The organism is Ochrobactrum sp. WV_118_8 (assembly GCF_039631535.1).
GTDB classification, from domain to species: Bacteria; Pseudomonadota; Alphaproteobacteria; order Rhizobiales; family Rhizobiaceae; genus Brucella; species Brucella anthropi.
Genome location: NZ_JBDIUZ010000001.1, coordinates 2,788,988 through 2,811,727, shown reverse-complemented (window position 1 = coordinate 2,811,727; position 22,740 = coordinate 2,788,988). Strand labels below are relative to the sequence as shown.

Genomic DNA, 22,740 nt, shown 5'->3' with positions numbered 1-22,740 from the left:
ATGATTGCAGAAACGGGCGCAAGACAGCGAATCGACAAGTGGCTGTTCTTCGCGCGCGTGGTCAAATCAAGATCGCTGGCGGCGAAACTCGCCGTCGGCGGCAAGGTCCGGGTCAACCGTGACAAGATCGAGCAGGCGGCTCATCAGGTGAAGGTTGGCGATGTGCTGACCATTACCCTCGACCGGCGTATCCTCGTTTACAAGATACTCGCTCCGGGAGAGCGTCGTGGTCCGGCGCCCGAAGCCCAACTGCTTTATGAAGATCTTACGCCTCCACCTGCATCCACTTCTACGATATCGTCGGAGGCCGTAGCGCCGCAGCGCGAAAGCGGAGCCGGGCGCCCGACCAAGAAAGAACGTCGCGAAACGGATCGTTTACGCGGAAGCTGACACGGACGCGTTGCCGCAGGCTCGTTACGGCGGTGATGGAAATTGCGCATCAAACCGTTCTGGCGAAAGCGTTTTCCAAGCTAAAGCCGTCAAACGAAATGCTGTTTCAGATGTGCGTTACTTCGTGACATTGCGGCGTTTGTACCCTTGTCACGGCAGGATAAAATCGTTACCTCACGCATTGTCATAAAAGGGCATGGGCTGAGACCCGCAACCATTTCCGTGCACAGTGACTTCGTGGCGAGATATTCCAAAGCCCCGAGCCGATTGTCGGCTTGCCGGAGTATCGGCGCAAAGCTGTAGGATAGATAAGCCGCCTGTTCTGGAATTCGGGCGGCAACAGGAGTTCGACGATGACGTATGTCGTGACCGATAATTGCATTCGCTGCAAATATACGGACTGCGTCGAGGTCTGTCCGGTCGATTGCTTCTACGAAGGCGAAAACATGCTCGTCATCAATCCCGACGAGTGCATCGACTGTGGCGTATGTGAACCGGAATGCCCTGCCGAGGCTATCAGCCCCGACACCGAGCCGGGCCTCGACAAGTGGTTGGAATTGAATACGGAATATGCGGCAAAATGGCCCAATATTACCGCGAAGAAAGATGCCCTGCCGGAGGCCAAGGAAATGGACGGTGTGGCTGGCAAACTGGAGAAGTATTTCTCCGCCGAGCCTGGTAGCGGTGACTAATACCCGGCCAGTATTGCAGGTACTGCTTGCAGGCTGTTGCGAGCTGGACGGTATTGTATAAGTATGTCTTCGTTCCGGAAGACTTTGCGCTCCAGGAACATGTACGTTCAGCCTGGCAAGACTGCCAGGTTGTCCGACATTACAGGAATGCAGGATTTATCACTTGCTTTTTCTGCAATGCATCGGCAAAAGACGAATGAAATCACGGGAAAACGCCCATATTTTAGGCGTGTTGCATTGCCAGATAGGACATATTTGGCAATTTGTTGATTCTTTCGCGAAATTGTGTTAGGTTGCTCCAATAATTTCGGTGACTGGACGTCAATTCGTGGCGCTATGCGTTAATCTCTGAAAGGGCTGATCTTTAGTACCGGGCTGAATGGCACCGGGGAAGATGATTGCGATTTGGCGTCGTCCCCCTCACCGTACACCCGGTCGGCTAGATTTGTCGTCAGATACGTTTTCAGTTCCAAGCCGACAAACAACTTCCGTGCTTCATTTCTCCGGAGCGCGGTCGAACATCATGTGTCAACCGGCGGGTCGCGCCGGGCACAACAGGGAGTAATGAAGCGTATGTCATCCCAGCAGAAAAAGTCTCCAGTAGCGCGTGGTGGTTTCAAGGCCGGTGAGGCCATCGTATATCCGGCTCATGGCGTCGGCCAGATCGTCACCATCGAAGAGCAGGAAGTGGCAGGCCACAAGCTCGAGCTTTTCGTGATTGATTTTGAAAAAGACAAGATGCGCCTGAAGGTGCCGGTTGCCAAGGCCGCTTCCATCGGTATGCGCAAGCTGTCGGAGACCGACTATGTTGAACGTGCACTGAAGGTCGTACAGGGCCGCGCACGTGTGAAGCGTACCATGTGGTCGCGCCGCGCCCAGGAATATGATGCGAAGATCAATTCCGGCGATCTGATCTCGATCTCGGAAGTCGTTCGCGATCTTTTCCGCGCTGAGAACCAGCCGGAACAGTCTTATTCGGAACGCCAGCTTTATGAAGCTGCCCTTGATCGTATGGCGCGCGAAATCGCTGCCGTGAACAAGCTTTCGGAAACCGAAGCTGTTCGTCTGATCGAAGCGAATCTCGCCAAGGGACCGAAGCGCGGCAAAGCCGACGCTGAAGCGGACCTCGATGACGATGAAGTTGAAGCGGCATAAGCAGCTTTACTTCTCTTTCTTTCAAAAAGGCCCGGCTATAGCCGGGCTTTTTTTCTCCATTGAGAAGAGTTCGCCTGCGTCATTCTCCGTGTGATGGAAAGCAGATTGCTTCAAAATGCATTGCGTCGAGCGACTGACCGATTTGCTCGATCTGTTGGCTCAGCGCTCATGAGTTGTTTGCCCTTGTATGTCTGGGGGATGTCGGTGTCTGACCTGCTAAGATATCGCTTGGCCATTCAATAGACCCACAAATCCCTGTATTGCCCTTCGCACGTGATCGCATAGCAGGCGGACGCGCCTTGTTTGTCGGGTATCGCTATGGGTCAGCAGCCAGATATCGCCTACACAGGAACTGGCAGTTCCGGGTACGCGCATGAGTTTCGGTTCGCTATCGCCAAGAAAGCATGGGAGAAACGAGATGCCCATCCCAGCCCGCGTTGCTTGAAACTGTGATCCTATCTCCGCAAAGCGGACCGGATTGGCAGCCATTTTAATCCCGGTCGCTGCCTCCCAATCTGATGGAGCATTTTCGTTTGGTCCCAGCAACCAGGTTGCGGAAGCTGGTGACGGTTGTGTCATCAGATTTCGATGAATGTAGAATGCCATATGGAATTGGCAGAGTCTTGTTCCGTATAAATTGTCGGGTGGCGTCTTCCCGCCAACGACCACACGCAAAGCGACATCAGCTTCGCGGTTGACGAGATTAATCATTGACGTCGAGCCCAGGATTTCCAGCCCAATGTCTGGATAGGCGGCCTTGAAATCCGCGAGGGATGGCATCAGCAGGTCAGTCGCCATTGAAATCGGGAGCGTGAACCTCAGAGGCCCGGAGACACGCTGATCGCGCCCAAAAATCCGAGCCTCGATCTGGGATGAGGCTGTCGCCATCTGTCCTGCGAGTTCAACAATGTCGCTTCCCGCATCCGTAAGCCGGTATCCGGATGCCAGCCTGTCGAACAGTTTTGTTTCTAGTGTTTCTTCCAGCCGACTGATACCACGTATGATCGTGGCATGATTGACGTCTAACGCATCTGCTGCAGCGCGAACCGTGCCGCCCTGAGCGACCGCGAGAAACATGCGAACCTCATTCCAGTGATCCATGGTGCGTTTTCTCACGAGGGTTGTGCGTTGATCTTCAGTTTAAACCTCCACGGGTTCGTCATATCTAGCTGTCAGTCAGGGTATGCGCAATATCGCTCATGGACCTGCGGCTCCCTGTCGTTCAACGAACCCAAGCGAGGATTTCATGGGTAAGCTCGTTTCCAAAGTCGCCGTTGTCACAGGTGGTTCCAGCGGTATTGGATTTGCCATCGCACAGCGCTTTATCAAGGAAGGTGCGACTGTCTATATTGCTGGTCGTCGCAAGGCGGAACTTGAAGCCGCCGTAAATAAGCTGGGACGAGGTGCGACGGCAATTCAGGCAGACATATCCGATCTGGGTAGCTTGGATCGGCTATTTGAAACAGTCCAGAACGAGGAGGGTGGTCTCGATATTCTCGTCGCCAATGCTGGCGTTGTGGAATTGAGTTCGATCCGCGATGCTTCGGAAGATCACTTCGACAAGATGTTCGATATCAATGTGAAAGGTACATACTTCACCGTCCAGGGAGCTCTTCCCGTGATGCGTGACGGCGGTTCGATCATTCTTCTTTCTACATGTATGACAAGCAAGGGAACGCCGGGCTACAGCGTCTATAATGCTACGAAGGCGGCGGTGCGATCTCTCGCGCGTTCGGCGGCGGCGGAACTACTTGCAAACAAGATAAGGGTGAACACGCTAAGCCCTGGGCCGATAGACACTCCCATTATTGAGTCGCAGGTCACAACACCGGAGGAAGCAGCGGCGTATCGCACGAACAGTGCCGCTTATGTGCCGCTGGGACGTCTGGGACGCCCGGAAGAGCTGGCATCTGCAGCCCTTTTCCTTGCATCGGACGAAAGCAGCTTCTCGACGGGAACAGACCTTGTCGTCGACGGAGGATTGACGCAGATCTAAACGCGCTCTGACAAGTGGCCCGCTCTTTGAGTGGGCCACTTGGTTAAAATTCTATTGAATTTTGCAGCCAGTCATTAACCTTCCTAGTCATCTTCCTGCATTGTCAGAGATTTATCCTTGCTTGATGGGAACCTGATCGCAGCTGACGCGTTCTCCCAGACACCAGTTCGTAAACGGGTTTGTTTTGCGGCGTAACTACTTTGGCCAAAGAATGGGCCTGGCGGGGAGTTTTGGGCGAATTCGCAAGTTCGTCCAATGAGTCTTTGTGGGACTGGCATATCCTTCCACTGAACGCCCGATGGGCGTGAGCTCAGAACAGGAGAACCAGATGAAGCAGTCATCCATGAGCAGTTCTTCCGCAGTTCCAGCCAATCGCATGCCTATGGTTGCGCGTAGCCTCCCAGCGACAGCAGCCTCTTCCCAGTCCATGATCCGCAGCGCGATGTCGGCTCCCTATCTGGAGCGCGAAGAGGAGCGAGCCCTCGCTATTCGCTGGAAGGAACTGAAAGATCAGGAAGCACTTCACCGCATAACATCGGCACATATGCGACTGGTCATTTCCATGGCCGGGCGCTTCCGCAAATTCAAACTGCCGATGAACGATCTCATCCAGGAAGGCTATGTCGGCCTTCTTGAAGCTGCTGCCCGTTTTGACCCCGAACGGGAAGTGCGCTTCTCGACCTATGCATCGTGGTGGATTCGTGCGTCTATGCAGGATTATATTTTGCGCAACTGGTCCATCGTGCGCGGCGGAACAAGTTCGGCGCAAAAGGCGCTGTTCTTCAATCTGCGACGGCTTCGTTCAAAACTGGCTCAGTCCGACGACAATATGACCAAGGCCGAGATGTATCGCGAAATTTCCGATCAGCTGGGCGTTTCGACAAGCGATGTCGAGATCATGGACAGCCGTCTTTCGGGGCCGGATAGCTCCTTGTCGGCACCAGTGAACAACGAGGAATCGGGCGCAGCCCGCCGCATGGATTTTCTGGTTGACGACCATCCCTTGCAGGATGAGGTCGCTGAAAGCTCCATCGATATGGAACGTCGCAATCAATGGCTCAATGTAGCGCTCGATACGCTGAATGAGCGCGAGCTGCACATCATCCGCGAGCGTCGCCTTGATGATGACGGCGTGACGCTCGAAGCGCTGGGCGAAAAGCTTGGTATTTCCAAGGAGCGGGTGCGGCAGATCGAAAGCCGTGCGATGGAGAAGCTGAAGATTGCCTTGTTGAGCCAGCACGAACTGGCTGCCTATCAGGCATAAGCCGTTACAATCAGGGCAACACAAGTAGAGGGGCCGAACGGCTCCTTACTTTTGTGGTTCGGTGGCCTTGCCTTCAAGGCGCGACGACCAGTCCTCGACCTTGCGATTTTCGAGGCGGCGCACGGCATAGCGTTTCCAGCTGTCGGCGAGGTGCGGAAGCTCCGCCATCACGGACAGTTCATCATAGTTCAGCGTGTCGACATAAAGCAGCTGCCAGACACGACGCAGTGTCCAGTTTGGTGAAAGGCGGTCGGCGAGGATCATCGAATCGCCAGCTTCAACATTGCCTTCTTCCAGAACACGATAATACCAGCCTGTCCGCCCCGTCTTCTGCACGCGCACGGCCATGTCGGCGGTTGCAAAGCGTTCGTTCAGTTTCCAGCAGGGCTGGCGGCCCTGTGAAACCTCGACAAGTGCGCTGCCGAGCCGGAACCTGTCGCCCACGGCGACATTGTGCTCGTTCAGACCCGATGTGGAGATGTTTTCGCCGAAAGCACCACGCGCGCTCAGACGCGGGTTTTCGCCGATTTCTTCGCGCCAGACCGCATAATGATCATGCGGATAATGATGGAGCGCTTTTTCCGGTCCACCATGCACTTTCCGGTCGCCCTGCGCATCGCAGTCCAGCCCCTCGAAAGTCACCCGGACTTTGCCGGTAACCGGCTGTTTGTCGATGCCACTTGGAACGCTACGCGGTCCGAGAGGAGCGATTTTTCCGGCAAGGACAGAGTGAATGCGTGTTTCCATCATCACGACCTACTCGCTGATCAGCTTCACGCGGTCACCGACCGAAACGGTCGCCCCTGCCGACATGGCATTGAGAAGGCGGAACAGTTCCAGCTTGCGGGTGGTGCCCTGCATGCGTGCCGACAGGCTGGCCAGCGTGTCGCCCGGCTTCACTGTCACGACGCGGATGCGCAGCGGCTTGATGGCGTTCTGTTCGGCAGGCGACAGCAAGCGGAAGGACTGCGTGACCGTCTGCGAAGCAGGCAGAAGGGCATTGCTGCCTTTCGGTGCTGCTGTCAGGAAGCGATAGACCTTGTTGTTTGCACCGATGACCACAATGTCGAACTGCCACCGGTCGGCGCTGGCGCGCGCAGTTGCGGCGGGCAAACCGTTGATGGTGGTGGTCTGGATCGAACTGTCGTCGAGACCGGTTACCCAGCCCGAGCGGATATAGTCGGCAAGGTTTGATCCCGCCGGAAGAGATGCGCCATCGAAACGAATGGCAACTTCGCCGGGGCCGCTTGCCATGACCGCATTGGCCGAATTGTCGATGGTGAAGCCATCTGGTGCGCGGAAAGTGACACCGAGCTTCGGATGGATGAAGGTCTGTTCGCGGACATAACCTTCATTGGGCGAGTCGCCGTAGAGAAGGCCATCAATTCCGTTGAGGAAGGAATCGCGATCGGTTGTGCCGACGCCGGGTGCGCCGATGCGGCGTGCATGACCAAGCGCAAGCTGGATGCGCTGCGGCGTTGCCGGATGGCTTGCAAGAAAGTCGAGGCTGGCGTCGGTCGCGCCCGAAACCGAACGAAAGCCCTGATAGGCTTCCATCGATTGCAGGAAACGCGCCGAAGCGAACGGATCGTAACCGGCTTCGCCGATCATCTTGATGCCGATGGCATCCGCCTGCAGTTCCTGATTGCGCGAGAACTGGGCAAGCCGCAGCTTGCCGCGCAGCGCCTCCTCGCGGCTGGCAGATTCATTATGCAGGACTTCGCTGGCGACGCGCCCGGCGATGGCCGTCTCCGCCTCCTTCTCCTGCCGCAGAATGCCGTGATTGGCGATGACATGGCCCATTTCGTGGGCAATCACGGCTGCGACTTCGGAAGAGTCGTTGGCGAGTGCAAGCAGGCCGCGTGTAACGTAGAGATAGCCGCCCGGCAATGCGAAGGCATTGATATTGGGACTATCGAGAATGGTGATGCGATAGGTCTGGTCCGGCTTGTCGGTAACCGTCGTCAGCTTGCCGACGATCTTGGCCACCATACGTTCAAGCCTCTGGTCCTTGTACTCGCCGCCATAGGTCGCGAGAATGCGCGGATGTTGTTGCGCACCGAGCTGCGCCAGCCGGTCATTGCGTGTCACATTGTCGACCGTCACGGGATTGTCGGAAGGCTGCAGTCCAAGATCCTTGCTGGAATTGATCGACTGGCAACCGGAAATCAGGGCGACCGCAAGCAAGCCAAGACCGATGGCTGGTTTCCGCCAATTGTGCTGCGTCCATTCTGGCAGGGAGATGGGTAGACACAGGAAGGCCCGGGAACGGGTCGATTGACGGAACAGTATTTTATCCTCGCTTCTGAATCAGATTGCTTGATCCGGGGCCAAATCTAGCCACAGACCAGAAAGCGTACAAGCCGTACATGGGCACTATAAGAAAGCTGTAGCCGGTTCTTCCGGCAGATTGCGAACAAAATATGTCCGCAACCGTAACTCTATTTGAGGTTTAGCGTCGAATTCCGCTTTTCGCCGATATAGTGCCGCAATGCTTCCGGTCCAGTCGGTGAGAGTAGTTCAGTGGCGGGGCCTATGGCGGAAATCCGGCCACTGTCGAGAAAAAGCAACACCGCGTCGAGATAGAGCGCATCTTCAGGCGTATGGGTCACCATCAGCACCGTCATACGGGTTTCAAGTTGAAGCTCCCTGACCAGATCCAGCATCTGGTGTCGCAGCGCCGGGCCAAGCGAGGCAAAGGCTTCGTCGAGGAGCAGAACCGGGCGCTGGCGTATAAGAGCCCGGGCAATCGCCACGCGCTGGCGTTCGCCACCGGAAAGCGCTTCCGGCTTGCGCTGTTCTTTGCCTGCGAGCCCGACACGCGACAAAGCCTCCGCAATATCGGTGTGGTCTTGCGCGGAGAGCTTCAGGTTCGGTGAACGTCCGAGGCCGACATTCTGTTCGACGGTCAGATGGGCAAACAGGTTGTTTTCCTGAAACACCATTGAAACAGGTCGATCCGCTGGCGAAAGTTCACTGACGTCTTTATCGCCGATGAAGATGCGACCGGATTGCGGAAATTCGAAACCGGCAATCAGGTTGAGAAGTGTCGACTTGCCCGAACCGCTTGGTCCGACAATTGCAGCAGTAACACCGCCCTCTATCGTCGCATCGAAATGCATGGCGGTTTCACCATAGCTGAAACGAACGTCATCAAGGCGAATTTCGGCAAGGGGGTTCATCGGGGCATCCATCCGGGCATTCATAGAGAAGGCGTTTCCTTTCGGGATGCGCGATCCGCGATCATCATCAATACGAGGCAAAGCAGCCCGAGAATAAGCGCCAGACCTGCCGCGTCGAATGTGCGATAGCTACCCATGCGCTGCAAGAGGAGATAGGGCAGCGTCAAAAGCGCGTCACTGCCAAACAGGGCAATCGTGCCGAGATCGCCAAGGGAAAGTGCCATGGCAAAGGCGAAGGCCATGCCGAAAGGCTTGCGGATCGAAGGCCAGTCGATGAGCCGGAAACGGCTGATGCCGCGAATGCCCAACTGTGCGCAAAGCCGGTTGTGGCGGCTTGCTGCCGTATCCCATGCGGGGCGTAGAAGACGCACGGCAAAGGGCATGGCCATGGCCGCATTGACGGTGACGACCATAAACGGTGCCATCGCGAACGGATCGGTGAAATGACGAAGCAGGATGAACCAGCCGGCACCGATGACGATAGGCGGCATGACGAGGATCAGGCTGGCACCCGTATCGAAAGTACTGGCGACCTTGCTTTTTTTCATCGCTTCACGTGCCGACACAAGCGCAAGTGACAGGATGACCGAGAGCAATGCCGCAGAAAAACCGAGGACCAGACTGGTGCCAATGGCGCGCCAAACTGTTCTCTCGGTCAGAAGTCGCGCAAGATCTGCGGCGAGGCCGGAGATGACAACGCCGGCAATCGGCAGTGCGACATAGAGGAAACCTATGCCAATGACGATGACGTTCGCAACACGTTCAGCCGTTGACGCCTTGCCGTAGCGTCGCGGTGTCGCCGCGTGGGTGAAGCCTTCTTCAGACGGACTACCGGTCATCCGCAGAGCCAGAAGGACCAGCAACGTCAATGCAAGCTGCGTGAAGGTGAGGGCGACCGCGCGACCCGGATCAAAATCGAAATGCAAGCTTTGATAGATTGCGACTTCCAGCGTGGTGGCACGCGGTCCGCCGCCCAGCGTCAACACAGTTGTGAAACTCGTCACGCAGAGCATGAACAGGAGGCCGATCATGCCCGGCAGATTGCGCCGGATTACGGGCCACTCGATGAGCCGGAAGCGTGCTCCATTGCCCATGCCAAGCTGCGCGGATAGTTTCCAGTAATCGGTTGGTATCGAGTCGTAGCCTGCAAGAATGAGACGGACAGCGAGCGGCATGTTGAAGAAAACATGGGCGATCAATATGCCCGTAATACCGTAAATGTCCGGTTGGAACGGATGTCCTGCGGCTTCTGATAGATGCGCAATGAACCCGTTGCGACCATAGATGCTGGTGACGCCGAGCACTGCGACGAGTGCAGGCAGAGCAAGCGGCAGGGCAAACAGGCGCAGAATAAGCCCGCGCCCCGCAAAGCTCGCTTCGGCATAAAGTGCACGGGCAACCGGAACAGCAAACAGCACGGAAAGCAGGCTTGAAGCGATCGCCTGCAGGATCGTGAAGCGCGCAACCCGCCACAGATAGGTGTCGAAATTAACCGCGGCGTCAAAACCACCGCGGCCCGCTTCGAATGCCAGTGCGACAAGCGCACCACCGGCAAGCACGACCAGAAAGACAAGCGCCAGTACGCCCGCAGCCGGTCTGGCGGCGGGGGCGTCTTTCGAGCGGTGCTGTGCCGGGAATGTCGTCATTTACTGGTTGCCGCCAGCCATTCATCGACCCATGACTTCCGGTTCCTGGCTACTTCGTCGGAAGGCAGGAGAAGAGTCTTTTCCGGCTTCGGCATCGCGTCGAAAGCGGCTGGAAGCGGGGTGGATGTCTTGCTCGCTGGATACATCCAGTTGGTTTCAGGAATAACATCCTGAAAGCCGGGGCTGGTCATGAAAGCCAGGAACTTTTGCGCCAGTGGATTTTTCGCGCCAGTGGTGGTCTGGGCGGCCAGCTCGATCTGGAGATAATTACCTTCCGGATAGGCCAGAGCCTTATAGCGCTCCGTCTTTTCCGCAATCATGTGATAGGCGGGAGACGTTGTATAGGACAGCACCATCGGCGCTTCACCCTTGGTGAAAAGACCATAGGCTTCCGACCAGCCGGGTGTGACGGTGAGAATACGCTTCTGCAGTTTCTGCCAGGCCGCTTCCGCTTCGTCGCCATAAACCGATTTCATCCAGAGCAACATGCCCAGCCCTGGCGTCGACGTGCGCGGGTCTTGCAGCACGATCTTCTGGGAAGCATCGCCTTCCACCAGTTCTTTCAGGCTCTTGGGCGGATTGGGCATTTTTTCCGAATCGTAGACCACGGCGAAGTAGCCATAATCATAGGGAACGAAGATATCGTCCTTGAACCCGCCCGGAATGCTCACATTGCTTTGGTCGATGCCGCTTGGAGCAAAAAAGCCGGTGGCGCGTGCTTCGGTCGTCAGATTGGTATCGAGACCGAGGACGATATCGGCTTTGGTATTGCCACCTTCAAGCTTCAGGCGGTTGAGCAGCGCGACACCGTCGGCCGAAGCGATCCAGTCCACTTCGCAATCGCATTCCTTCTCGAAGTTTTCCTTGATCTTCGGGCCCGGACCCCATTCGGAAACGAAACTGTCATAGGTATAAACAGTGAGCTTGTCCTTCGCCTGCGCAGAAGGCGTGAAAGCGAGGGCTGTGGAGATTGAAAAGGCCAGCAAAGATAAAAGCCGCATCACGGCACTTCCTTTCTTTTACAACAAGAGGATTGAGCGCCGTTTATGGAGCATCTAATCCCTCCGCCGGTGCAAACCGGATCAGGTTCAGCGGGTTGGCCGGGAATGCGACCTCTCAGCCATCCGCGAAAGCAGACGGCACCCCGTTAGAGCGGTTGCGACAATAATCTTTTGCAACGGGAAGGGCAAGGGAGCGCAATGGCGGCGAATGCAGGCTTCCGGCATGGATTTGCCCGTGTTATGAGCGGCTTATGAGCACATTCGTCATTCTCCTCGGCGGTGATCTGGTCGTGACCGATCGCCTGAAACGCCAAATTGCAGGTGCGCGTATTCTCGCTGCCGATAGCGGGATCAGGCACGCTGCTGCTCTTGGTGTCGAACCGGAACTTTGGCTTGGCGATTTCGATTCGGCTTCTGCTGAGCTTCGCGTGCAATATGGACACGTGCCGCAAAAGAGGTTCCCTGCTGCCAAGGACATGACGGACGGGGAACTGGCCTTCGAGGAGGCCTATATGCGGGGTGCGGATCGGGTGATCCTTTGCGGAGCCTTCGGCGGTCAGCGCACCGATCACACGCTTCTGCATCTGACCATGGCAACAGCGCAGGCTGCAAAAGGGCGGAACGTGCTGTTGTCCAGCGGTTCCGAGGAGGCCTGGCCTTTGCCGCCCGGAGATTATGTTTATGATTTTCCGGACGGGACGCCGTTCAGTGTGATCAATTTCAGCACTATCGAAGGCCTTTCGATCACGAATGCGGAGTGGCCGTTAGATAATGTGACACTGCCATTCGGCTCTTCATGGACAGTTTCCAATGTAGTTCGTGGAACACTTCGCGTTACTGCAAGTTCTGGATTAGCGATACTTATCGCCAACTTGGCGATGGAGGAAACACCGCTCCGGGGTCGATAACCTTATCAATCGAAAGAGCTTGACGCTGGCAGGTGAAACGTATTGTAAATGGGCCAAGCGGGTGTCATCTGCTTTACGCCGAAATTGGGGACGCAAAGTCGGTGATTAGTTCAACTCTTGTAGGAGATGTTTCAATGAAGTCACGTCTTACGATGATTGCTGTTGCTGGCGTGCTCGCGTTCTCGACGGCTGCATGCACGACGAATGAACAGCGCACGGCCGGGTACGGCGTTGGTGGCGCAGCACTCGGCGCACTCGCCGGTGGTGCAATTGGCGGCAATGGCCGTGGCGCTCTTGCCGGTGCTGCTATCGGCGGCGTTGCCGGTACGCTCCTTGGTGCAGCCCAGACGCGCAACGGAACGCAGTACTGCCGTTACCGCGATCCTTATGGCCGCGTCTACGAAGCGCCTTGCCAGTAACACTGGGCCAGTAATGACTGAGCCGGCAATAGCTGGATAAATAAGTTTGCTGACAGGTCGGGGAAACCCGGCCTGTTTGTTTTTCACGGGTCTTTTCGTGCCGTACCATTTGACAGAACGGCTTTTGTCGCGGACAAGCAGGGCGGAATTTTTAACCCTGTTTATCGAAGAGAACCATGGCACCACCGCTCCTTCGCCTCGACCAGATCAAGCTCACCTTCGGAGGCACGCCGCTTCTGGAAGATGCCAGCCTTTCGGTAAGCGAAGGCGATCGCATCGCGCTGGTCGGACGCAATGGTTCGGGTAAATCCACGCTGCTCAAGATCGCCGCCGGTATGGTGGAAGCAACGTCGGGTGAGGTTTTCAAACATCCGGGTGCAACTGTCCGCTATCTCCCGCAGGTGCCGGATATGGATGGCTTTGCCAATGTTCGCGCCTATGTGGAAGCGGGGCTCGGACCAGCCGATGACCCGCATCGTGTCACTTATCTTCTCGAACATCTCGGACTGACCGGCGACGAAAAGCCGGATCATCTGTCCGGCGGCGAGGCACGCCGCGCCGCCCTGGCGCGGGTGATCGCGCCGCAGCCCGACGTTCTGCTGCTGGATGAACCGACCAACCATCTGGATCTGACCACCATCGAATGGCTGGAAAGCGAACTGCGCCAGATTCGCTCGGCGATCGTGTTGATATCGCATGACCGCCGCTTTCTGGAAAATGTCAGCCGGGCGACGGTCTGGCTGGATCGCGGTCTTACGCGTCGTCTTGAGCAAGGCTTTGGCCATTTCGAGGAATGGCGCGACAAGGTGCTGGAAGAGGAAGAGCGCGACCATCACAAGCTGGGGCGGCAGATTGCGCGCGAGGAGCATTGGCTGCGTTATGGCGTTACGGCGCGCCGCAAGCGCAATATGCGCCGTCTCGGCGAACTGCATTCCATGCGTGCCGATTTTCGCAATCATCGCAAGGCACAAGGGACGGCGGTACTGGCGGCAAGCGATACCAAGGAATCCGGCAAGCTGGTGATCGAAGCCAAGGGGTTGAGCAAGGCCTATGGCGAGCGTGTTCTGGTAAAGGATTTTTCGATCCGGGTGCAGCGCGGCGATCGTATCGGTCTCGTTGGACCCAATGGTGCCGGAAAGACCACGCTTCTGTCGCTTCTGACTGGCAAGCTTGCGCCGGATTCCGGAACCTTGCGGCTTGGCGTCAATCTCGAAATGGCCGAACTCGACCAGAAGCGCGAAAGTCTCAATCTGGATGAGACATTGGCGCATTATCTGACGGATGGGCGCGGCGAAAGCCTTGTCGTCAACGGCGAGCAGCGGCATGTCGTGTCCTATATGAAGGACTTTCTGTTCCAGCCTGAACAGGCGCGTACCCCCATTCGGGAGCTTTCCGGTGGTGAACGTGCGCGGTTGATGCTGGCCCGTGTTTTGGCGCGGCCCGCCAACCTGCTTATCCTCGATGAGCCTACCAACGATCTTGATATGGAAACGCTCGATCTGCTGCAGGAACTGGTCGCAGGTTTTCCCGGTACAGTCATTCTGGTCAGCCACGACCGTGATTTTCTGGATCGCACGGTTACGTCGGTGATTGCGCCGGAAGGTGACGGGCGCTGGCTCGAATATGCAGGCGGCTATGCCGATATGATGGCGCAGCGCAAGGAGCAGGCCTTGAGCCGTCGCTCGGTCAAGGTCTCAGGCGTCCGCAGTGACGAGAAGTCGGAAGAGGATGCGCCGCAGCCCAAGCGTGAGGAAAAGCGCAAGCTTTCCTACAAGCAGAAATTCGCGCTCGAAACGCTGCCCGGCAAGATGGACGCTCTCTCGAAGGAAATCGTAGTGCTGGAAGGCAAGCTCGCTGATCCGCAGCTTTATGCCAAGGACCCGGCGCTTTTTGCCAAGACTGCCAATCTTCTTGAGAAGAAGCGCTCCGAAAATGCGGCCATGGAAGAAGAATGGCTGGAGCTGGAAATGCTGCGAGAGGAAATCGAAGGGTAGGGCTACCCCCTTCGATGTTTCAAAATTTAGCTGCTCGCCTTGTTCAGCAAGGCGATTTCATCGTCGCTGAGTTTCAGTTCGGCTGCGATGATCAGCTCGCCGAGCTGGGCCGAGCGTGTGGCGCTGGCAATAGGGGCTGTGACTGATGGCTGTGCAATGAGCCATGCGATTGCAACCTGCGCAAGCGTGACATCAAGATTGCGTGCTACGTCATCGAGTGCCGCTATGATCCGCGAACCACGATCCGTCAGATATTTTTCGACCGATTTGCCGCGCGCGCTTTGTCCAAGATCGTCAGCGGAACGATATTTCCCGGTCAGGAACCCTGCTGCGAGCGAATAATAGGAAATAACGCCGAGTTCGTTTTCGTGGCAGATTTTCTCTAGCCCATTTTCGAAATCTGCTCGATCATAGAGATTATAAAGAGGCTGCAGGCTTTCATAGCGTGGCAGATTGTTGGTCCGGGCGACATCAAGCGCTTCAGTCAGTCGCTCAGGCGTGAGATTGGACGCACCGATGGCGCGCACTTTGCCTGCGTCGATCAGCTCTTTATAGGTGCCGAGTACATCTTCGAACGGTGTTTCGGGATCGTCCCAGTGCGATTGATAGAGATCGATATAATCCGTCTGCAGCCGTTTGAGGGAGGCATCGACCGCTTTGCGGATATAGGCCGGGGAAAGACCTTTTTCGTCAGGCCCCATCTCGGACCCAACCTTGGTGGCAATGACGACTTTGTCGCGCAGGCCGCGAGATTTCAGCCAGTTGCCGATAATGGTTTCGGATTCGCCGCCCACATTTCCGGGCGCCCAGGCGGAATATGCATCCGCTGTGTCGATGAAATTGAATCCAGCATCGACAAAACGGTCGAGAAGCGAAAAAGACGTCGCTTCATCGACCGTCCATCCAAATACATTGCCACCGAAGCAAAGTGGCGAAACATTGAGTTCGGTACGTCCGAGCTTCCTGAACTCCATAGACCTTATCCCCTTCCTCTGAATACGAATCGCGGGCGATCCGTCGGGTTTCGATTTCGGGAAGAAGGAAGGCTCCGGGAAGAGCCGAAATCAGCTCATGCCAAGCGCATCCATATAAAGCTGCAGCATGGCTTCTTCTTCCTGACGTTCATGGTCTTCTTTTTTACGCAGACGAATAATGGTCCTCACGACCTTGCTGTCAAACCCCGAGCCCTTCAATTCCGCGTAAACTTCCTTGATATCGTCACCGATGGTCTTTTTTTCTTCTTCCAGGCGCTCGATGCGCTCGATGAAAGCACGCAACTGGCCGACAGCAATGGTTTGGGCTTCGCTGGTAATGTCGTCGCTCACGAGGAGTTCTCCAATTCAAAATCTGTGATGATGCGGACACGCATTGCGTGAAAACCGCTTATCGAAAGTCTGGACCGTTTTTCCCGCGAGTCGCAGGCAAAATTAAGAGCCTTTTTCGATGCACGACCCGATTTGGCGGGTCAAGCCCTGTGGATAGCGGGTAAAGCCTCTCCTGACAGGCCTGTTACTCACTGCGATCAGCACGTGAGCCGAAATGCTGGGCCGCATGAATGCCGGGCAAGGTGTTGATGTGCGCGATCATTGGCGCCAGCCTGTCAGCCCATTCAGCTGCTCCTTTGTCATCGGCAATCAGGTCCTGTCGTACCTCGATCAGGACATGGGCGAAGCCCTTTGCCGTCGCGTGGCGATACATGGCATCGTTCTTGAGGGCACCGTCATAAGGTTCGTTATCGCCAACCGTCAGATCGACGTTTTTACGCAGCAGCGACAAAAGCGGCTTTACGGCGCGGTCGTCCTTGTCCCAGAGAAGGCCGATCTGCCAGGGGCGGGCCTTTTCCTTCCAGCGCGGCGTGAAGGAATGGATCGAGACGATGAAAGGCGCTGCCCCGCTTTCAGCCACCACGCGTTCGCTCGCTCGCGCGACCGTGTCGTGATAGGGACGATAGAAGCGTTCAAGCCGTTCCTCGCGTTCACCTGCCGACATTGGGTAATTGCCGGAAATGACCGCCCCATCGGACAATTGCATGATAAGCGTCGGGTCGTCTTCACCACGATTGGGATCGATCAAAAGGCGCGAAAAGCCGCCAAGGACGGCAGGCACGTTCAGGCGGGTTGCCAGTTTGTGGGTCAGATTCTCGACGCCAATGTCATAAGCGATATGCCGGTCGAATTCACTTGTCCGCAAACCAAGCGTGCCATATTCGGCTGGAACATCACGCCGTGCATGGTCGGCGGTCAGGAGCAGGCCGAGACTAAAATCGCCGTCGACACTGTATGCCGGTGAGAATGGCGGCGAAGCGGTTGATCCGGATTGAAGCGGCATGGAGCGAAATCCGAGGCTAAATAAGGGGATTATTTCTGTGTTGTGCGGGAAGCTGTTTCAGGTCTGTCATGAGAAAGCCCGGATTGCAACGATCATTCTTTGATGAAGAGTACCTGTTCTCAATGGGATTGCGTTGACATCAAAGGCGAAACTGCCGAAAAGAGAGCGACCCGAAATGGGATTTGCCCGAGATGGGATTTCCCTGTGCAATATAAGTTGTTCGATAAAACCGATAGCGGGCTGAAGGGGTTCTGCGTATGCGACTTCCACTATCTCTAGTTTTGTTTGCCGGTGTGCTGATGACTGCGCTGGGCATGACATCCATAGAGGCTCGTGCGGATTTCCGCGTATGCAATGCAACCCAGAACCTGGTTGGTGTGTCCATCGGCTACAGAGCCAAAACCGGCTGGGTGACCGAAGGCTGGTGGCATATCGACGGATCAAGCTGCAAAACCCTCATCGAGGGGCCGCTGACATCGCGCTATTATTACCTCTATGCAGAAGACGCTCAGGGCGGCGGACGCTGGGAGGGCAAGGTCAATATGTGCGTGGCCGAGAAAGAATTCCGTATTACTGGCGTCCAGGATTGCTTCGCGCGCGGTTTCCAGCGCAACGGCTTCCAGGAATACGACACCGGGGAACAATCGAGCTGGATGGTTCAGCTCACCGATGAAACGCCGACAGCAAATCCCACCGTTACAGGAACGAATAGTCAATGAAGCGCAACCGCAAGGTCAAGATTCTCGCCACGCTAGGTCCGGCGTCGGGTGAAGAAGCCGTCATCCGCAAGCTGTTTGAGGCAGGCGCGGATGTGTTCCGCATCAATATGAGTCATGCCGACCATGACCTGATGCGCACCCTCGTCAAGCGCATCCGTAATGTGGAAAAGGAACTGGGCCGTCCTATCGGCATTCTCGCCGACCTTCAGGGCCCGAAGCTGCGCGTTGGCAAGTTCAAGGACGGTAAGGTCGATCTCGTTCCCGGCCAGACCTTCACCCTCGACAACAATGAAGCGCCTGGCGACGAGCATCGCGTCTATCTTCCGCATCCGGAAATTCTTGAAGCTGTTGAACCGGGGCATCGCCTGCTGATCGATGACGGCAAGCTGCATCTGGTTGCCGAGGCAAGCGACGGCAAGTCGATCCGCTGCAAGGTGATTTCCGGAACGCGTATTTCGGACCGCAAGGGCGTCAGCCTGCCGGACACGACGCTCGGCGTCGGTGCGCTGACGGAAAAGGACCGCAAGGATCTTGATGCCGTTCTGAAGGAAGAAATTGACTGGGTTGCGCTTTCCTTCATTCAGCGTCCGGAAGATCTGGCCGAGGTACGCAAGGTTTCGCGCGGCAAGGTCGGCCTCATGTCGAAGATCGAAAAGCCGCAAGCCGTGACGCGTCTCGATGAAATCATCGAGCTTTCGGACGCATTGATGGTTGCGCGCGGTGATCTTGGCGTTGAAGTGCCACTTGAAAGCGTTCCAGGCATTCAGAAGCAGATTACCCGTAAGGCGCGCCGCGCGGGCAAGCCGGTTGTTGTCGCGACGCAGATGCTGGAATCCATGATTACAGCTCCGGTCCCGACCCGCGCCGAAGTGTCCGACGTTGCAACCGCTGTGTTTGAAGGTGCTGATGCGATCATGCTTTCGGCGGAATCGGCTTCGGGCCAATATCCGGTCGAAGCCGTTGCCACCATGAACCGCATTGCCGAACAGGTTGAAAAGGAACCGACCTATTCGACCATCATCGATGCGCAGCGTGCTGCGCCAGAACCAACGGGTGCCGACGCGATTTCGCTTGCTGCACGCCAGATCGCAGAGACGTTGAAGCTTTCGGCCATCGTCACCTACACCGCTTCAGGCACGACCGGTCTGCGCGCCGCTCGCGAGCGTCCGCGCACGCCGATCATCGCCCTGTCGCCGGTCGTCGATACTGCACGCAAGCTGTCCCTCGTCTGGGGTCTGCATTGCGTGGTGACAGCCGATGCGCATGATTTGGAAGATATGGTCAACCATGCCTGCGAAATCGTCTTCCATGAAGAATTCGGCAAGGCTGGCGACCGCGTCATCATTACCGCGGGTGTCCCATTCGGCACGCCGGGCGCGACCAACATGCTGCGCATCGCCTATATTGGACCAGACGGAAAGTCAGGCATTTAAACTGAAAATATGCCAGCCGTGACGGCCGGCTAATGGCGTTGTTTTGCGCTTGCGGTGCTCATGTGTATTTCTTTGACGCATAGTCTAATCCGAAAATTCTGCGACTTCTCGGGACTATGCGTGGAAGTACATTCCGCTCGGGCTCTCAAACTCCACCAGTTTGGTCGCTAAAGCGCCCATCGTCGATTCCGGCTCGCCACAGCCGAAATCTCATCCAGTTATGGCAGATAGCATTTAAAGAAACGCGCTCCTTCGGAGCGCGTTTTGTTTTGGTCTTGATGAATTTTGAGAATGTTTTGGGGGTAAGCAGGAGCCGTTCTGAGAGCCTGAATCAAAAAGCGATACAGGCGACTTCTGGAACAGGCTTTAAGTCCGCGTATCCGTCAGTTCGTCGGCCAAATCGTTGAAGTTCTTCTGTGCGTCGCGCATCATCGGATAGACGATGAGAGCCTGCTCATAGGCTTTTAGTGCCTGTTCCTTGAGGCCGCGCAGGCGCAAGATGGCCGCCATGCCGGTCAGGGCGCCATAATGGCGCGGTTCCAGCTCCAGGGTACGATTGATATCGTACATGGCATGGGCGTAGTCTTTTTGCAGAAAATAGACCGTAGCGCGGCGATTCCAGGCCTCCGCATATTCCGGGTCGAGCGCGATCGCTTCATTCAGGAAGTCGATTGCCGAGGGATAACGCCGCTCGAGCATCGCCGCATTAGCCCATTGCATCAGGAGATCGACTGTTGCGCTGCCTGACTGCGACCACAGCGTATTGATCTGTGAAGCAATGCGCCGCGCCTTGGCTTCGTCCGTTGTACGGCGAAGATCGGCAAAGAGCTTGTCGATACGCTCTTCAGGCGTCTGGGCGGTCGCTGGTGCGGGCTTTTCGGGGGCAGGTTTCTGTTCGCTGTCGGGACCGGTTTGAACGGGTGTCAGAGGTGCGGTGAGCGGTATTTTGCCGGGTGCCACTTCGGCATAAGCAAGCGGCACCGTCGTACCAAGCGACGCGAGCACAGAAAAAGAAACCAGACATGCAAAAACGTTCCGCATGCGCATAGATTTTACCATGCGCAGCGAAACGTCAAATGCAAAATCAGAAATAAGATTAGCCCTGACGAGCCTTGTAGCGCGGGGCGGTCTTATTGATGATGTAAACGCGGCCCTTGCGGCGGACCAGCTGGCAGTCACGATGACGGCCCTTGAGCGCTTTAAGCGAGTTCTTGATCTTCATGTCAATCACCGGTCTTGTTGGCCCGTTGACGTGCAGATGCCGCGGGGCTTCATAAAAACAGGCGCTCGAGGCGCCAATTGATTACAGGCACTGTTAGATGCCCGAAGGGTTGGCCGAAATACACAAGGTTTCAGGCAAATGTCAACTCCTGAGCCGCAGATTCAGGGCACTGGAGCTGAAATTCTTGGCAGGTGGCAAAGATTCATCGGGAATCGACGGGATTCCCGATGAACATTATTTCCCGCAGGGGTGAATGCGCGTCACATGGCCCATTTTGCGGCCCGGACGTGCTTCCTTTTTACCGTAAAGATGCAGCACGGCATCCTTTTCAGAGAGAATCGCTGGCACCTTCTCGACATCGTCGCCGATCAGGTTTTCCATCACGCAATCCGAATGCCGGTCGGTGTTACCCAAAGGCAGACCGGCGATGGCGCGGATATGCTGTTCGAATTGCGAAATGGCGCAGGCCGCTTCCGTCCAGTGGCCCGAATTATGGACACGCGGGGCGAATTCGTTTGCCAGTAGCGTGCCATCCTTCAGGACGAAGAACTCAAGTCCGAGCACACCGACATAATCAAGCCCGTTCAGAAGCTTTGCAGCGGCCTTGCGGGCTGCTTCTGCCGTGTTTTTGGAAACGGCAGCCGGTACGGTCGAAGTCGCAAGGATGCCGTCCTTGTGAACGTTTTCGGCAATATCGAAGATTGCGACATTGCCGGAGCGGTCACGTGCTGCGATCACCGAAACTTCGCGCTCGAAATCGACGAAGCCTTCGAGGATGGCCGGGGCACGATTGATCGCGAGAATCGCCTTGTGAGCTTCGGACTCGTCGAGTGATGTCAGGCGGACCTGTCCCTTGCCGTCATAACCAAGACGCCGCGTTTTCAGGATGCCGCGCTCGCCAAGTGCGCCCAGAGCTGCAATCAGGGTCTCTTCATCGTCCACAAGACGCCAGGGTGCCGTCTCGATGTCGCTGGAGTTGAGGAACTGCTTTTCCGTAAAGCGATCCTGCGAGACTTCAAGCGCTGCCGGGGGAGGAAAGACCAGAGCGATTTCGGCCAGCCTGTCGGCAGCGCTGACCGGCACGTTCTCGAACTCGTAGGTAATGACGTCGGACGCTGCTGCAAGTTCTGCAAGCGCTTTCGGATCGTCATAGGCGGCAATGATCTGGCGATTGGCAACCTGTGCTGCCGGGCAATCGGCCTGTGGCTCCAGGATCACCGTTTCAAAACCGAGACGTGCTGCGGCCATGGCAAGCATTCTGCCGAGCTGACCGCCGCCGATGATGCCGATCGTTGCACCGGGCCGGAGTGCAGAATTGAGTGCGGAGTTGTTCATATCAGGCCTCGTTTGAAGGGCGCTCAGCCACGCTTTCCGTTTGCGCAGTGCGCCATTCATCGAGGCGGGCTGCAAGCGCCTCATCGTAAAGCGCCAGAACGGCGGCGGCGAGAAGGGCGGCGTTGACCGCACCGGCGCGACCGATGGCGAGCGTGCCGACGGGAATGCCAGCTGGCATCTGCACGATGGAGAGGAGCGAATCCTGACCCGAAAGGGCCTTGGACTGGACCGGAACGCCGAAGACAGGCAGCGGTGTCATGGCTGCAGCCATGCCGGGCAGGTGAGCCGCGCCGCCCGCACCTGCGATAACGACCTTGAACCCTTCCGCCTTGGCGCCTTTGGCAAAGGCAACGAGCCGGTCAGGCGTGCGATGCGCGGAAACGATCCGGGCATCGAAGGAAATGCCGAGTGCTTCCAGTGTGTCCGCTGCATGGCGCATGGTTTCCCAGTCGGACTGGCTTCCCATGATGATGGCGACATCGGCAGTAACGCTCATTGATCTTCCTGCTCCGCTTCTTTCGTGCATGTTTCGGGTGATATTAAAATGATAAAGCCGGGCGAACCCCGGCTCTGTCATCGATCATTATGGACATTCAGGCGATGATGTCGGGGATCACCCGATCTTCCATCTCCTGCAGCTTGTCCTTGATTGCGAGTTTTTTCTTCTTCATGCGCTGGACGCGCAATTGGTCGCAGCCAACCGCTATCATGGCGTTTATGGCAGCATCGAAATCCGCGTGTTCCTGTTTCAGTCGTGCGACGGCCAATCTGATTTCGGCCTGTTCCTGATCGGACATGCGGTGCCCCGTTCTGTTGAATAATTTTACGGGCCGCGCCAAACCATAAAAGGTGCGGCGTCAGCCCGTTTCCGGCGAAGCCCTTATCACATTTTTCGCGTCAGGAAAATGCTACCACGACAAAATCGACTTTGCACCAAACTCATGCCAAACTGTCATGGTTCTGTCATGGACGGCGGCTGTCGAAGGCGACAAATATACCGTATCCTTGGCAGCCGGGACTGCGTGTTTGGCCCGGAATACAGGAGGTGTGCCGGGC

At 56.5% G+C, this 22,740-nt stretch carries 24 protein-coding genes and 1 riboswitch; of the genes, 10 read left to right on the top strand and 14 right to left on the bottom strand.

Translation table 11 applies throughout. The annotated features are described in order from the left end of the window. The 3 genes from ABDF71_RS13665 (at nt 1) to ABDF71_RS13655 (ending at nt 2,237) form a co-directional block, all read left to right on the top strand. Nucleotides 1–390, top strand: coding sequence for an RNA-binding S4 domain-containing protein (locus tag ABDF71_RS13665; RefSeq protein ID WP_036587736.1), 390 nt, complete (start codon nt 1–3; stop codon nt 388–390). A gap of 353 nt (nt 391–743) precedes the next feature. Further along, nucleotides 744–1,082, top strand: a complete 339-nt coding sequence (gene fdxA, locus ABDF71_RS13660) for a ferredoxin FdxA (protein ID WP_006467781.1) — start codon at nt 744–746, stop codon at nt 1,080–1,082. Between the two features lie 573 nt (nt 1,083–1,655). Continuing rightward, nucleotides 1,656–2,237, top strand: a complete 582-nt coding sequence (locus tag ABDF71_RS13655; RefSeq protein ID WP_006471273.1) for a CarD family transcriptional regulator — start codon at nt 1,656–1,658, stop codon at nt 2,235–2,237. Nucleotides 2,238–2,453: 216 nt separating this feature from the next. Here the strand turns inward: ABDF71_RS13655 and ABDF71_RS13650 are convergent, their stop codons facing one another. Beyond that, entirely contained in the window at nt 2,454–3,338 is an 885-nt protein-coding gene (locus tag ABDF71_RS13650; protein WP_500061623.1) for a LysR family transcriptional regulator, read from the bottom strand. Nucleotides 3,339–3,483: 145 nt separating this feature from the next. Between ABDF71_RS13650 and ABDF71_RS13645 the strand changes: the two genes are divergently transcribed. Then, entirely contained in the window at nt 3,484–4,233 is a 750-nt protein-coding gene (locus tag ABDF71_RS13645; protein WP_010661437.1) for an SDR family NAD(P)-dependent oxidoreductase, read from the top strand. Between the two features lie 328 nt (nt 4,234–4,561). After that, a complete protein-coding gene (locus tag ABDF71_RS13640; RefSeq protein ID WP_010661436.1) occupies nt 4,562–5,497 on the top strand; it encodes an RNA polymerase factor sigma-32 in 936 nt (311 codons plus the stop codon). A 45-nt stretch (nt 5,498–5,542) separates the two neighbouring features. On the opposite strand, the gene ABDF71_RS13635 is transcribed toward ABDF71_RS13640, so the two are convergent. From ABDF71_RS13635 to thiB, 5 genes are all read right to left on the bottom strand, one after another. Next, nucleotides 5,543–6,244 (bottom strand): MOSC domain-containing protein, encoded by a 702-nt coding sequence (locus ABDF71_RS13635; protein ID WP_500061670.1) that lies wholly within the window; start codon nt 6,242–6,244, stop codon nt 5,543–5,545. A gap of 9 nt (nt 6,245–6,253) precedes the next feature. After that, nucleotides 6,254–7,735 (bottom strand): cell division protease CdlP, encoded by a 1,482-nt coding sequence (gene cdlP / locus ABDF71_RS13630; RefSeq protein ID WP_029376279.1) that lies wholly within the window; start codon nt 7,733–7,735, stop codon nt 6,254–6,256. A gap of 203 nt (nt 7,736–7,938) precedes the next feature. Continuing rightward, entirely contained in the window at nt 7,939–8,679 is a 741-nt protein-coding gene (thiQ, locus tag ABDF71_RS13625) for a thiamine ABC transporter ATP-binding protein (protein ID WP_151616192.1), read from the bottom strand. A 20-nt stretch (nt 8,680–8,699) separates the two neighbouring features. Next, nucleotides 8,700–10,325: a thiamine/thiamine pyrophosphate ABC transporter permease ThiP gene (thiP, locus tag ABDF71_RS13620; RefSeq protein WP_151616191.1), complete on the bottom strand. Its 1,626-nt coding sequence runs from the start codon at nt 10,323–10,325 to the stop codon at nt 8,700–8,702. Continuing rightward, entirely contained in the window at nt 10,322–11,326 is a 1,005-nt protein-coding gene (thiB, locus tag ABDF71_RS13615; RefSeq protein WP_151616190.1) for a thiamine ABC transporter substrate binding subunit, read from the bottom strand. Before thiB ends, thiP begins: the two co-directional genes overlap by 4 nt. 41 nt (nt 11,327–11,367) lie before the next feature. Then, nucleotides 11,368–11,482, bottom strand: a riboswitch (TPP riboswitch). A gap of 95 nt (nt 11,483–11,577) precedes the next feature. On the opposite strand from thiB, the gene ABDF71_RS13610 reads away from it, so the two are divergent. From ABDF71_RS13610 to ABDF71_RS13600, 3 genes are all read left to right on the top strand, one after another. After that, nucleotides 11,578–12,234 (top strand): thiamine diphosphokinase, encoded by a 657-nt coding sequence (locus ABDF71_RS13610; RefSeq protein WP_010661430.1) that lies wholly within the window; start codon nt 11,578–11,580, stop codon nt 12,232–12,234. A 134-nt stretch (nt 12,235–12,368) separates the two neighbouring features. Further along, nucleotides 12,369–12,653 carry a YMGG-like glycine zipper-containing protein gene (locus tag ABDF71_RS13605; RefSeq protein ID WP_010661429.1) on the top strand — a complete coding sequence of 95 codons (285 nt, stop codon included), beginning with the start codon at nt 12,369–12,371 and terminating at the stop codon, nt 12,651–12,653. Between the two features lie 176 nt (nt 12,654–12,829). After that, entirely contained in the window at nt 12,830–14,647 is a 1,818-nt protein-coding gene (locus ABDF71_RS13600; protein WP_029929514.1) for an ABC-F family ATP-binding cassette domain-containing protein, read from the top strand. Between the two features lie 26 nt (nt 14,648–14,673). On the opposite strand, the gene ABDF71_RS13595 is transcribed toward ABDF71_RS13600, so the two are convergent. The 3 genes from ABDF71_RS13595 to ABDF71_RS13585 form a co-directional block, all read right to left on the bottom strand. Beyond that, complete coding sequence (locus ABDF71_RS13595; RefSeq protein WP_029929515.1) at nt 14,674–15,621, bottom strand: aldo/keto reductase; 948 nt, start codon at nt 15,619–15,621, stop codon at nt 14,674–14,676. A 90-nt stretch (nt 15,622–15,711) separates the two neighbouring features. Then, nucleotides 15,712–15,972 (bottom strand): DUF2312 domain-containing protein, encoded by a 261-nt coding sequence (locus ABDF71_RS13590; RefSeq protein WP_002964837.1) that lies wholly within the window; start codon nt 15,970–15,972, stop codon nt 15,712–15,714. A 184-nt stretch (nt 15,973–16,156) separates the two neighbouring features. After that, nucleotides 16,157–16,975, bottom strand: coding sequence for an N-formylglutamate amidohydrolase (locus tag ABDF71_RS13585; protein ID WP_151616189.1), 819 nt, complete (start codon nt 16,973–16,975; stop codon nt 16,157–16,159). A 257-nt stretch (nt 16,976–17,232) separates the two neighbouring features. Here ABDF71_RS13585 and ABDF71_RS13580 point away from each other — a divergent pair, with 257 nt between their 5' ends. Both ABDF71_RS13580 and pyk read left to right on the top strand, forming a co-directional pair. Then, nucleotides 17,233–17,694, top strand: a complete 462-nt coding sequence (locus ABDF71_RS13580; RefSeq protein ID WP_010661425.1) for a DUF1036 domain-containing protein — start codon at nt 17,233–17,235, stop codon at nt 17,692–17,694. Beyond that, nucleotides 17,691–19,127 (top strand): pyruvate kinase, encoded by a 1,437-nt coding sequence (pyk, locus tag ABDF71_RS13575; protein WP_012091305.1) that lies wholly within the window; start codon nt 17,691–17,693, stop codon nt 19,125–19,127. Before ABDF71_RS13580 ends, pyk begins: the two co-directional genes overlap by 4 nt. Nucleotides 19,128–19,493: 366 nt before the next feature. Here pyk and ABDF71_RS13570 read toward each other — a convergent pair whose 3' ends face one another. The 5 genes from ABDF71_RS13570 to ABDF71_RS13550 all read right to left on the bottom strand — a co-directional run bounded on the left by ABDF71_RS13570 (nt 19,494) and on the right by ABDF71_RS13550 (nt 22,481). Next, nucleotides 19,494–20,186, bottom strand: coding sequence for a tetratricopeptide repeat protein (locus ABDF71_RS13570; protein WP_500061622.1), 693 nt, complete (start codon nt 20,184–20,186; stop codon nt 19,494–19,496). A 37-nt stretch (nt 20,187–20,223) separates the two neighbouring features. Next, nucleotides 20,224–20,349, bottom strand: a complete 126-nt coding sequence (gene ykgO, locus ABDF71_RS13565; RefSeq protein WP_010661422.1) for a type B 50S ribosomal protein L36 — start codon at nt 20,347–20,349, stop codon at nt 20,224–20,226. 234 nt (nt 20,350–20,583) lie between these two features. Next, nucleotides 20,584–21,684 carry a 5-(carboxyamino)imidazole ribonucleotide synthase gene (locus ABDF71_RS13560; RefSeq protein WP_010661421.1) on the bottom strand — a complete coding sequence of 367 codons (1,101 nt, stop codon included), beginning with the start codon at nt 21,682–21,684 and terminating at the stop codon, nt 20,584–20,586. Between the two features lies 1 nt (nt 21,685). Further along, nucleotides 21,686–22,180, bottom strand: a complete 495-nt coding sequence (gene purE, locus ABDF71_RS13555) for a 5-(carboxyamino)imidazole ribonucleotide mutase (RefSeq protein ID WP_010661420.1) — start codon at nt 22,178–22,180, stop codon at nt 21,686–21,688. A gap of 97 nt (nt 22,181–22,277) precedes the next feature. Continuing rightward, nucleotides 22,278–22,481: a YdcH family protein gene (locus ABDF71_RS13550; RefSeq protein WP_006471281.1), complete on the bottom strand. Its 204-nt coding sequence runs from the start codon at nt 22,479–22,481 to the stop codon at nt 22,278–22,280. Nucleotides 22,482–22,740: the final 259 nt, after the last annotated feature.